General features: G+C 38.7%; 11 protein-coding genes. 7 read left to right on the top strand and 4 right to left on the bottom strand.

Annotation, left to right across the window (positions count from 1 at the left end; translation table 11 throughout):
- Positions 1-105 precede the first annotated feature (105 nt).
- Entirely contained in the window at positions 106-834 is a 729-nt protein-coding gene (locus tag LMB56_RS04130; RefSeq protein WP_029507880.1) for a gamma-glutamyl-gamma-aminobutyrate hydrolase family protein, read from the bottom strand.
- Between the two features lie 118 nt (positions 835-952).
- On the opposite strand from LMB56_RS04130, the gene LMB56_RS04125 reads away from it, so the two are divergent.
- Together LMB56_RS04125 and LMB56_RS04120 are read left to right on the top strand one after the other, a co-directional pair.
- Positions 953-1,819: an aldo/keto reductase gene (locus LMB56_RS04125; RefSeq protein ID WP_122481408.1), complete on the top strand. Its 867-nt coding sequence runs from the start codon at positions 953-955 to the stop codon at positions 1,817-1,819.
- Between the two features lie 137 nt (positions 1,820-1,956).
- Positions 1,957-3,744: a glycerophosphoryl diester phosphodiesterase membrane domain-containing protein gene (locus LMB56_RS04120; RefSeq protein WP_229283520.1), complete on the top strand. Its 1,788-nt coding sequence runs from the start codon at positions 1,957-1,959 to the stop codon at positions 3,742-3,744.
- A 53-nt stretch (positions 3,745-3,797) separates the two neighbouring features.
- Here the strand turns inward: LMB56_RS04120 and LMB56_RS04115 are convergent, their stop codons facing one another.
- Positions 3,798-4,295 carry an ECF transporter S component gene (locus tag LMB56_RS04115; protein ID WP_153703261.1) on the bottom strand — a complete coding sequence of 166 codons (498 nt, stop codon included), beginning with the start codon at positions 4,293-4,295 and terminating at the stop codon, positions 3,798-3,800.
- Positions 4,296-4,563: 268 nt separating this feature from the next.
- Between LMB56_RS04115 and LMB56_RS04110 the strand changes: the two genes are divergently transcribed.
- Positions 4,564-5,913 carry an FAD-dependent oxidoreductase gene (locus LMB56_RS04110; protein WP_153703262.1) on the top strand — a complete coding sequence of 450 codons (1,350 nt, stop codon included), beginning with the start codon at positions 4,564-4,566 and terminating at the stop codon, positions 5,911-5,913.
- 60 nt (positions 5,914-5,973) lie between these two features.
- On the opposite strand, the gene LMB56_RS04105 is transcribed toward LMB56_RS04110, so the two are convergent.
- On the bottom strand, positions 5,974-6,948 hold the full coding sequence (locus LMB56_RS04105) for a GMP reductase (RefSeq protein WP_229273148.1): 975 nt from the start codon (positions 6,946-6,948) through the stop codon (positions 5,974-5,976).
- 195 nt (positions 6,949-7,143) lie between these two features.
- Here LMB56_RS04105 and LMB56_RS04100 point away from each other — a divergent pair, with 195 nt between their 5' ends.
- From LMB56_RS04100 to pyrR, 3 genes are all read left to right on the top strand, one after another.
- Complete coding sequence (locus tag LMB56_RS04100; RefSeq protein ID WP_113897022.1) at positions 7,144-8,442, top strand: adenylosuccinate synthase; 1,299 nt, start codon at positions 7,144-7,146, stop codon at positions 8,440-8,442.
- Between the two features lie 109 nt (positions 8,443-8,551).
- Positions 8,552-9,337, top strand: a complete 786-nt coding sequence (locus LMB56_RS04095; RefSeq protein WP_218046573.1) for an immunoglobulin-like domain-containing protein — start codon at positions 8,552-8,554, stop codon at positions 9,335-9,337.
- A gap of 172 nt (positions 9,338-9,509) precedes the next feature.
- A complete protein-coding gene (gene pyrR / locus LMB56_RS04090; RefSeq protein ID WP_003670286.1) occupies positions 9,510-10,046 on the top strand; it encodes a bifunctional pyr operon transcriptional regulator/uracil phosphoribosyltransferase PyrR in 537 nt (178 codons plus the stop codon).
- Between the two features lie 94 nt (positions 10,047-10,140).
- Here pyrR and LMB56_RS04085 read toward each other — a convergent pair whose 3' ends face one another.
- Positions 10,141-10,527 carry a hypothetical protein gene (locus LMB56_RS04085; protein WP_003665348.1) on the bottom strand — a complete coding sequence of 129 codons (387 nt, stop codon included), beginning with the start codon at positions 10,525-10,527 and terminating at the stop codon, positions 10,141-10,143.
- Positions 10,528-11,241: 714 nt separating this feature from the next.
- Here LMB56_RS04085 and LMB56_RS04080 point away from each other — a divergent pair.
- Positions 11,242-11,883 carry a TetR/AcrR family transcriptional regulator gene (locus LMB56_RS04080; RefSeq protein WP_219285691.1) on the top strand — a complete coding sequence of 214 codons (642 nt, stop codon included), beginning with the start codon at positions 11,242-11,244 and terminating at the stop codon, positions 11,881-11,883.
- The last annotated feature ends 163 nt before the right edge of the window (positions 11,884-12,046 follow it).

Raw genomic sequence — 12,046 nt, 5'->3', positions numbered from 1 at the left:
AGCAATAATAGGCCTCCAACGTTCGATTTTACCGGGCGTTGGAGGCCTATTATTCTATGTTTTTTTTTGAAAGTAACTTAACTTATGTCACAGCCCCTCCACTATTTATTTAACCGCTTTTTTCGCTCTAGCAATTAAGTCAGCAAAAATAGCGCGTGAATAATCATAATGTTTAAACATGTTTTCTGGATGCCATTGAACTGCTAAAATTTGATCAGAGTTAATGGTTTCCACGGCTTCTGGCACTTGATCATCAGCCCATGCCGTTACATGAAGTGGTTCAGCAATCTGATTTAGTGATTGATGATGACGTGAATTAACATATGGTCTGGGTCCTACTAAGTTAAATAATCGACTTGCCTTGTCTGTATTAACGTGGTGGGAAGGAAAATTTCCTGGGGCATCTTGGGAATGCTTAAGGGTTTGATGGGGATTTTCCGAAAGGTCTTGGTATAAAGTCCCGCCAAGCGCAACATTTAATACCTGCATTCCACGACAGATCCCCATCATTGGTTTTCCAGCATTAAATGCAGCTGTAGCAAGACTAATTTCAAATTGATCTCGTTTAAGATATGTGGGACCTAATTTTTGGTGCGGTTCTTCGTTGAAAAAGGTTGGATCGACATCACTTCCTCCAGCAAAGATAATCCCATCAAAAAGATCAAGGTAGGATGGTGCTAATGAAGCAGCAACACTAGGAAGAATAACGGGTAATCCTCCTGACTTAATAATGGCTTCTATTAATGGGCGAGGTGCGAAGGCAGCATTTCGCTCGTTAATGATGTTTGTAGCTTCAGTTAATGTATCTGCAGGAATAGCAATTCGTGGATGCATATAACCCCTCCTCATTTAGTTCTCATGATATTATAATCAAAGCATAATTCATTTGGAATAGCAATCAATATTTTTAATAAAAAAAGATATAATAGAAGATGAAAGAAGGAATGTAAAGATGCTTGAATTAACTAATATTAACTCAACGTTCAACTTAAATAATGGGGTCAAGATTCCCTGTGTGGGATATGGTACATTTAGGACTCCGGCAGATGTAGCTGAACAGGCCGTGAAAGAAGCAATTGAAACTGGTTATCGACACATTGATACTGCGGCAGTTTACGGAAACGAAGAAGCAGTAGGGAAGGGGATTAAGGATTCAGGAATTAAGCGTGAAGACCTTTTTGTGACTAGCAAGTTATGGAATACTAATCGTGGCTATGAACAAACGAAGAAGGCTTTTCAAGAGACGCTTGATCGTTTACAGATGGATTATTTAGACCTTTACTTAATTCACTGGCCCGCCAATGAAAAGCAGTTTGGAGATGATGCTGCCAAGATTAATGCTGAAACGTGGCGCGCAATGGAAGACCTTTACAATGAAGGTAAAATCCGGGCAATTGGGGTAAGCAATTTTATGCCTCACCATATTGCAGAATTAATGAAAACGGCCAAAGTAGCGCCAGCAGTTGATCAAATTGAGGTTCATCCGGGTTGGCCACATACGGAAGAAGTTAAATACTTACAAGCACACAATATCTTAGTTGAGGCATGGGCTCCCTTAGGTGGTCAAGGTGCTAAAGTATTAACTAATCCAACCATGATTCAAATCGCTGATAAGTATCAAAAGACGCCAGCGCAAGTCTGCTTACGTTGGATTCTCCAACAGGGGATTCTTCCGTTACCGAAGTCTGTTCATAAAGAACGGATGGTAAGTAACCAAAATATATTTGATTTCGAATTAACGGATGAGGATATGCGCAAGATTAGTTTATTGCCAAATCTTGGCGGTCAATGTGCTGATCCAGATGAAGTTGATTTTTAAGGATAAGAAATATGAAATTGATGCAGTAGTATTGGGTATCCAGTCAAATTAAATAGTATGCTAAAAAGTCTCGAACCTTCACGGAAGAGGCTTTTTTGATATAATTTCTTTTAGCTAATAACGAGGAGAATTTGAAAATGAAAAATGCTTATCGCGCTTTTCGCCAATACTCTTGCCAGTTCAGGAAAAATTGGCTTGAATATTTAATATTATTTGGCGGTCTTGATATTGTAAACCAGTTTCTGGTAATTCCCTTTTTTCGCTGGATAACTACCTTTGTCCTGCAGGCAGGAGAAATTCCGTTTATTTCATATCAAAATATTGTAATTATTCTGACCCATCACCCATTAGTTGTAGTGAGCCTTTTAATTGAATTAATATGCCTAATGGTAATCATTTATGGCGAATTTATGCTCTTGTTGACGGGCTTTCGTGAAATTGGCTTGCCAGAGTTTAGCTGGCGCCGGATGTTTAGGCAAACACAAGAAACTTTATCGTTGTTAAATTTTGGATCGTTAATTTTGTTATTAGGTTACTTCTTACTTATTATTCCATTTGCGGATATTATCTTTCGAACTCCCCTGCTGGCGAAAATTCAAGTTCCTCAGTTTATTGTTGATTATCTTACCCGTAATGTGTGGCTTATTGGTGGATTGACCTTATTCTATCTTTTGATGACGATGATCGGTATTCGTTTGATATTGACAATGCCATTAATGGCTTACCAACACTTACGATTAAGAGCTGCTATGTCTCAGAGCTGGCAAATGACAAGTAAGCTAAGATGGTTGAAATTTTTGATTCAAATTATACTGATTACAATAATTGTGGGTGTTATAACTGTTATTTTTTACCTCATGATTTACCTTCTCCAAGTTGCTCTGGACTTATTACCCGGGAAATTATCCTTGATTACTGCTATCTTTAACCTGTCGATCTTACAGCTTGGTGGTGAGGTACTAGCGGTATGGGCAGGAACAATTATCTTACTGGTAGTCGTTAACCCGTTAACTAGCATTAGTGAGCTGGCGACAAGTCCTGAACATCCATCAAGAGGTTTGCTTACCTCCTTTATGCTTGTTTTTCTTGTAATTGCTTTGGCGACTCTTGCAAATAATACTTTTTACATGATGGGAACGGGGATTAAACGCCCAGTGACTATCTCTCACCGAGGGGTTGCTGAAAAAAACGGGGTACAAAATACTATTCCAGCAATGGAAAAAACAAGTAAACTTAGGCCAGATTATATTGAAATGGATTTGCATGAAACAAAGGACCACCAGTTTGTTGTGATGCATGATGAGAATCTTAAAGACCTAACAGGAGTAAACAAAACACCTCATGAACTAACATTGAAGCAATTAACACGACTAACTGCACGCGAAAATGGCTATCATGCTAAGGTTGCGAGTTTTGATCAATATTTAGCAGCGGCTGAGAAACATCATCAGAAACTTCTGATTGAGATAAAAACAACACCACATGATTCAAAGCAGATGCTCCAGAATTTTAATCGCCGGTATGGGAAGAGAATTTTGCGAGACCATGACCAAGTTCACTCACTCGACTACAGTGCTGTGACTAAGCTAAAAAAGATTAGTCCGCAGCTAACGGTTTTGTATATTCAACCTTATAACTTGGGTAATCCCCAGGGAGTTGCTGACGGTTTTTCGATGGAATATTCAACATTAAATCAGGACTTCATTACTCAAGCCCAGTGGCAACATAAACCGGTATATGCATGGACAGTTAATGACACAGATTTAATGAAACAGACTATGTATAACCATGCTGATGGGATAATTACCGATAATTTAGGGGAATTAAATGCAGCAATTAAAGATTTTACTGGTAAGCAAAGTTATGCTAATCGAATTTTAAACTATATCATTGTTGTTCCTACAAGCGGAGGAATTGAACCGTAAAAAAACACTCGAGAACTAATCGCCTTAGTGGCTTAGCTGTTCTCGAGTGTTTTTTATCCAACATGATGCTTCTTTAGTTGCCTAATAACAATTAACGCCACTATTCCACCGATCATTCCTTGGATAAAGTTTGAACCTAAACTCAAAAAACCGGTGATTACATGGTACATGACGGTATTGCAGATGAAGTAGATTGCAATCATTACAACTGTTCCGGCTAAGATTGCGGTCCATTTGCCCCAGGTGGTGTTGCCATATTTTTTATAAATCCAGCCACTGATAAATCCTTCCAAACCATGAGCGGCAAAGGAAAACAAGGCATCTTGCGGAAAACCGGAAATAAGGTCAAGAAACATCCCGCCAAAACCACCGACAATTGTTCCGGCTCCTGGCCCTAAAAGCATGGCAGCAATGAACACACCGGCATCACATAAGTTGACGTTACCATGTGTCCATGGAATGGGGATAAGAAAGAAGCGACCGAGGACAAGAGTTAGTGCTAATAACATTGCAGCAATGATTGAGCGACGTAACCGAAAAGTAGATTCCATATTAAAACTCCTAACATAGGCAATTGTGAGTAATTTTACAATAATTTTTAAAAAATTTCAGAGAAAAAATGTGTTGTTATTTATCTATCGATACAAATAAAAATTAACTTAACATCTTGCGTCATAGTAATTGCATTGAAATGTTATGTAATAAAGCTGATAATTGATTTTCAATTGATAACCAATATTCCTATTTTATATATTGATTAAATGAAAATAATGCGTATAATGAATTGTGAAAATCAGAACATGATATGAGGTGTGTTTTATGAAGGTTATTATCGTTGGTTGTACACACGCGGGAACGATTACTGCTACTCAAATTTTACAAAATCATCCAGAAACAGAAGTCGCAATTTATGAACGGAATGATAACGTTTCGTTCCTCTCGTGTGGGATTGCTGTTTACTTGAGCGGGGATGTTGGTGATCCAGATGCGATGTTTTATTCAAGCCCCGAACAACTTGCTGCCATGGGTGCAACAGTTCATATGCAACATAATGTAACTGATATTGACCCTAAGACTAAGACAGTCACAGTGACAGATCTTGTGACAGGTGAAATAAAGACCGACCATTATGACAAGTTAGTTGATACTACAGGTTCTTGGCCAGTAATTCCACCAATTGAAGGTGTAGATGGTCCTCATGTTTATTTATGCAAGAATTACCACCATGCTAAAGAATTATTCAACGTTGCTAAAGATGCGCAACGGATTGTTGTAATTGGTGGAGGCTATATTGGGGTTGAATTAGTAGAAGCTTATACTCGTCAAAACAAGGATGTTACATTGATTGATGGTTCGCCACGGATGCTTCATAAATACTTTGACCGCGAGTACACTGATCGGATTCAACAAGAATTTGTAGATCACGGAGCTAGTTTTGCCTTTGACCAACGAGTAACCGGATTTGAAAATCATGAAAATGGTGTAACCGTTAAGACAAATAAGGGCAACTATGATGCAGATATTGCTATTCTTTGTGTTGGGTTCCGTCCGAATACTGACCTCTTAAAGGGTAAAGTGAAGATGCACGATAATGGGGCGATCATTACGAATGAATATATGCAATCATCTGACCCAGATATTTATGCTGCCGGTGATTCAACAGCTGTTCACTATAACCCAACTGGTAAGGATGCGTATATTCCATTAGCTACTAACGCTATTCGGCAAGGAACGATTGTTGGGACAAATCTCTTTGGCAATACGATGCGCGATATGGGAACCCAATCTAGTTCTGGATTAAACTTATACGGGACAACGATGGTATCATCTGGATTGACTTTGGAGAATGCCAAGGAAGCGGGCTTTGATGCCGCCGCGGTAACAATTGAGGATAACTACCGTCCCGAATTTATGCCGACAACAACTCCTGTATTAATGACATTAGTTTGGGATAAGAAGACTCGGCAAATTCTTGGTGGACAGTTTATGAGTAAGCATGATGTTTCTCAATCTGCTAACATCATTTCCTTATGTATCCAGGATAAGCACACGATTGATTATTTAGCATTTGTTGATATGCTTTTCCAACCACACTTCGATCGTCCGTTTAACTATGTAAATATTCTTGGCCAAGCGGCGGTAAAGAAGCAAGCTGAATTAGAAAAATAATAACTAAAAAAGGTTAGAAGAGAAAAAGTTTTCTTCTAGCCTTCTTTTTTACGCTTATTTTTAAAAATCGCCGTTCATAATTGAATCTTTTACAATCATATAATCAACCTTCCGAATAGCTTCGAGGTCGCGACCACCCGAGTAAGAAATAGCTGATTGTAGATCTTCCTGCATTTCAGTTAAAGTGTCCTTGATGGAGCCACGGTAAGGAACGAGCATCTGCTTTCCTTCGACATTTCGATAAGCACCTTTTTGAACCTCAGATGCAGAACCCCAGTATTGTTTGTATTGTTTTCCATCAATGTTGATGACGTGTCCTGGTGATTCGAGGTGACCGGCAAGCATTGAGCCAATCATCACCATTGAAGCGCCAAAACGAACAGACTTAGCAATATCCCCATTATGTCTAATACCGCCGTCAGCGATGATTGGTTTCCGCGCGGCTTTAGCGCACCAACGAATAGCGGATAATTGCCAGCCGCCAGTACCGAAACCAGTCTTTAGCTTAGTGATGCAGGCTTTACCGGGGCCAACCCCAACCTTAGTCGCATCTGCCCCTGCATTTTCGAGGTCGCGAACAGCTTCGGGAGTTGCAACGTTTCCCGCAGTTACAAAGGTATCTGGGAGCTTTTCTTTGATGTATTCGATCATTTTGATTACAAAATCTGAATGACCGTGAGCAACATCAATCGTAATGTATTCTGGATTTAATTGTTCGGATTTTAGCTGATCAATAAACTTATACTCATCATCCTTAATCCCGACCGAAATCGAAGCAAATAATCCTTTTTCGTGCATCATTTTAACGAAAGCTGCTCGTGTTTCTGGATTAAAGCGGTGCATCACATAATAATAGTCATTTTGGGCAAGCCAAATCGCCAAATCTTCATCAATGACGCTTTCCATGTTTGCAGGTACAACAGGAATCTTGAATGTGTGCGGGCCAAATTTGACGCTTGTATCTGCTTCTTTACGGCTCTTGATTACACATTTATTTGGGACCAACTGAATATCATCATAATCGAATGTTTTCATTAGGGCAGCTCCTTTTTAAAAATTTACCGTAATTATTATGCGCTAAAATATATGAAGCGTCAATGAAAATGGCGTACATTTGCTGAGCGATACCAAAAAATAGTTCGATAAACTGTTGACGCCAAGAACTTAATCCGGTAAAATAGCGAAGTAAAAACGTTAATTTTAGAAAATATAACTATGAGGTGAAAATAAATGTCATCAGTTGTTATTGTTGGTAGTCAATGGGGCGATGAAGGAAAGGGTAAGATGACCGATTACCTAAGCCAAGAAGCGGACGTGGTAGTTCGTTCACAAGGTGGTAATAATGCAGGTCACACAATTGCATTTGATGGTAAGAAGTTTGCCCTCCGTCTAGTACCATCAGGGATTTTTGCTAAAGATAAGTTAGCAGTGATTGGTAATGGAGTGGTTATTAATCCACCAGCATTATTAAAGGAATTGCATTATCTTCAAGACAACGGGATCGACATTTCTGGTTTACGGATTTCTAGTCGTTCACACATTACCTTCCCATACCATATTCTTCTCGATAAGTGTCAAGAAGAGGCAAAGGGTGATCACAAGGTGGGTACAACCAAGAATGGGATCGGCCCTACCTACATGGATAAGGTTTCACGGGTTGGTATCCGGATGTGCGACCTGCTCGAAAAGGACACCTTTAAAGAAAAGCTTGAACGTAACTTGGCTGAAAAGAACGAATTATTCACTAAGTTATACCATGTTGACCCAATTAACTTTGATGACATTTTCGAAAGTTACTACGAATACGGTCAAGAATTAAAGCAATACGTTACTGACACAGCTCAAATTGTCAATGATGCCCTTGATCAAGATAAGAAGGTTCTCTTTGAAGGAGCACAAGGGGTTATGCTTGATGTTGACCAAGGAACCTACCCATACGTTACTGCTTCTAACCCAATTGCGGGGGGAGTATGTACTGGTGTTGGCGTTGGTCCTAATAAGATTGAAACAGTTGTTGGAATTTGCAAGGCTTACTCTACACGGGTTGGTGCTGGTCCATTCCCAACCGAATTAACTGATGAGGTTGGAGATCAGATTCGTGAAACAGGTCATGAATACGGAACGGTTACGGGTCGGCCACGGCGCGTTGGTTGGTTTGATAGTGTCGCAATGCGTCATGCACGGCGGGTTTCAGGAATTAGTTGCCTTAGCCTTAACTTGCTTGATGTTTTGACTGGTTTGAAGACCGTTAAGATCTGTACTTCATACAAACTTGATGGTAAGCAAATTGATTACTATCCAGCTAGTTTAAAGGAACTTGAACGTTGCGAACCAGTTTATGAAGAACTTCCAGGATGGGATGAAGATATTACTGGTGCGAAGAAGTTTGAAGACTTACCAATTAATGCGCAGAACTACTTGAAGCGGGTAAGTGAATTATCAGAATCACCACTTGCAACTGTTTCCGTTGGTGCTGATCGGATTCAAACAATCATCGTTAAAGACCCTTGGGAATTAGCACATAAATAAATAGATGAAAGCTTCTAATGTTTGAATAATCTTTAAGCATTGGAAGCTTTTTATTTTCCTGGTTCCCTCTATGGTATAATCGAGGCAAATAAATGTTATAGGGGGCAAGATGATGACACAGCCAACACTAACAGTAGAAAAACATTATTTGAATTGGCCACTTAACCGTCCTTTAAATCAAGCTGACATAATGCATGAGTTGGGTGTGCATGCATCTGATGAAACGGGCCAAGATCTAACAAGTAAGGTCATGATGAACCTAACCCAAGTGGATGTTAACAAAGCGGGAGAATACCCTGTGATGTTAAGTGTAATGGATAATAACGGACAAAGTACTCAGGTAAGCATCACCCTAAATATTCAACCGATGCGGACACAGAATGCAACTCAGGAAACTGCAACGCCCCAAAAGTCAAGACGGGGATGGTTATGGGTTATTATCGTAATCGTAGTTATCTTATGTGCATGGTGGGCGATCAGCTCTCATAACCGGCAAGCAGCTAATCAAGCAGCAACTGATAGTCAGCAGAGCAGTCAAATAAGTAATAATTCAAGCAGTATCAGCGATCTAACAAAAGATAATCAACGTCTCGCTAACCAAGTGGCAGAACTTAAAGGGGCAACTCAACAATATCAAAAAGACCACGATCAACAAGCATTAGAAAGTCGCCTTGATAAGATTCAAAGTCAAACTCAAGACTTGCAAAATCAAGTGCAAAGCAACAGCGTGAAACAAGATTTAAACCAAGTTAATGAAACGGTTAATGAGGTACGGGAAAACCCAGATAATGGGACGAAAATTGTCAATAACTTAAAGAATAAGGGTGATTTTCAAGAAATCTGGGGAAACATTAGCCAAGAAGTCCAGAAGTGGCTAGATGAATTTGCTAATTAGTGAGTTTGACAGCGGCAAGATAGACCCTTAAAATGGTAATAATAATTAGCGAGATTTCCCGTTAAGTTGTTAGGGATGATGGGAAAACTCAAGTAAATGCTGGATCCTTCCTTAGATTAGCGGAGGGTCTTATTCTTTTGAAAGATTTTAAATTAATTAAGGAAGTGACATGATGGCTCATGAGATCTTAGACGGCTCAAGTATGCAACGTGCATTGACCCGGATTACTTATGAGATTATCGAACAAAATAAGGGTGTCGATAACTTAGTATTTGTTGGAATTAAGACGCGGGGGGTATATTTAGCAAAGCGCCTCGCCAAGCGACTAAATCAGTTGGAAAATGTAGAAATTCCCGTGGCAGCACTTGACGTCTCTCTTTACCGTGATGACCGTCATGTACCAGACTATACTCAAGAACCAACCGTAAAAACTGATCAATTAGATATTGATATTACTAACAAACATGTTATTTTGGTTGATGATGTACTCTTCACTGGACGGACAGTTCGGGCGGCCTTAGATGCCTTAATGGATATGGGGCGGCCAAACCGAATTTCATTAGCGGTCCTTGTCGATCGGGGACACCGTGAATTACCAATTCGGCCAGATTTTGTCGGGAAGAATATTCCAACTGCAATGAATGAAACTGTTCATGTAGCAGTTGAAGAATATGATGGCCATGAAGATGTAACAATTGAGCATAATTAAAAGAAAGGGAGCCACGAAAAGCCCCCGCAATTAACAACAGGCCTCCATCGTTCGGTTTTACCAGACGATGGAGGCCATTAATGTACTGCACTGTTTATCTTATCTTCCGCCACCAATCCACCGTTGAATGCTCATTAAATACCCGGGTACCAAATTTTTTCTGAAACCACCGGACTTGTTTGGGAGTAAATCCTCGAAATACTAATGGTAAGTTTTTCCAGTGAGAATAAAGGGCATAGAGAAGAAGGATGTATTGTTCTTTACTAATATCATCTACTGGAATCTCACTAACCATGGTCATTGAAATTCCTGTCCCTAGTGCAGGAAATGTATCAAGACTAATCTTGTAGATTGGATGGTGACCGATATTGGTAGTAAATACTATTAATGCTTGTTTCTGTCGCGGACGATAAACTTTTTCGATCCGCTTATTGATCTTGTGAACTTGGCGCTTCGTTGGATTAAGAATTATATTTCGCATATAAAAGCCTCTAATCGAACATTTGTTTAGGAAATAGTATATCATACTTAGAAATAGAACAAATCATGTAAGTTTTTTGCTGATATAATTTTATTTATCCTTTTCGTTGTAATTACACTATTTTTATTAATGCGGTATGATTGGATTAGTGAGTTTAGTATTAATCGTGCAGGATATCTAATGTCAAACTGGTTTGCAATCTTATTTTGGTTAATGTGACGTGAGTGAGCTGAAAATAATTGGAGGAATAGAAAAAACGCCCAATGACTGCACAAATCATTGAACGCATTAGTTTAGAGAATAATAGTAGCTGATATCGCACATTATCTGCTACTAGTAAAATGTTAAGTCTAATTGAGGCAAATAACTAAAAAACAACTATTGGCACCACCCTAGAAGAAAGAACAATTTAATCTTGGGAGTTTATTTAGGTTATGTCCTTATTAAAATGAGAAAAAGTTAAGGATACTCTAGAAGTCATTAAGCAATAAAATTGATCTCTTCACAAATTGCTTTTGATGTTAAAGCTTCAATTCGTTGATATTTTATCAAGTAATTTATCAATAGTTAATAGTTTTACGAGATTATGCACTCACTGTGTACAAGTGATACCAAGAATATACTTTGTTCTAATAAGAGTGTTATTTTACTATATTTTTACTAATTGCTTATATTAAGATAATATAGTTTGGAGTTTATATAGGAGAGAAAAAGATGGATATTCGTAAAATTAATACGTTAAATAGAATTAAGGAAGGATTTATTACTGTTTTAGATACTAAAAAGCTATCAGAATGTACTACTAATGATATTGTAAATAGCGCTGAAATCAGTAAGAAAACCTTTTACAATTATTATCAAAATAAGCAGGATCTTCTTCATGAAATTGAGAATGATCTATTGGAAGGTCTGAAAGAAGCTCTCGTAATTGATCGGGAGGAACTAAAAGTTGTCGAGCATTTACCAGGTGCAGATGAAATTAAGGAATTAGCAGAAGTTGCTTTTAATCATACGTTAGCTTTTTGTAATGAGAACAAGCATGCATTGTCAAATTTGCTTTCCTCAAATGGGGACATGCAGTTTTATCAAATGATTGTTGAAGTAGCAAATAATGAATTTGATGCGCGAGTTCCGTATTTATTTGGTGACATAAATATTAAAGAAGCTAATGTAAAATCGCCATTGCCATTCTCATTTATTAAAACCCTCTATATCAATACAATTGTTAATTTGTTGATGCTTTGGGGTGCCGCACCAGACTCTTTAAGCATTAACGAAATTAAGTCAATTGCAGGTTTGATTCAGACCAAGTCACCAGTTGAATTGATTCAAATTTATAAGTCATATTTAAACTAGAAAATGAGGAGCCGAAAAAATTTTCTCGGTCTCCTCATTTTTCTTGTGCGCCCGGCATTGGTATTAGCTAGGCGGTGAGAGTCCGCTATGGGCCGTAGTAGTCGGAACCATGAGCTGAGGACAAGGGTGTCCACTGTGAGGTGGAATCTGAAGGAAGTCTAAG

The sequence above is a fragment of the Limosilactobacillus reuteri genome (assembly GCF_020785355.1).
Taxonomy (GTDB): domain Bacteria; phylum Bacillota; class Bacilli; order Lactobacillales; family Lactobacillaceae; genus Limosilactobacillus; species Limosilactobacillus reuteri_I.
This window is presented reverse-complemented; position numbering and strand designations above follow the sequence as displayed.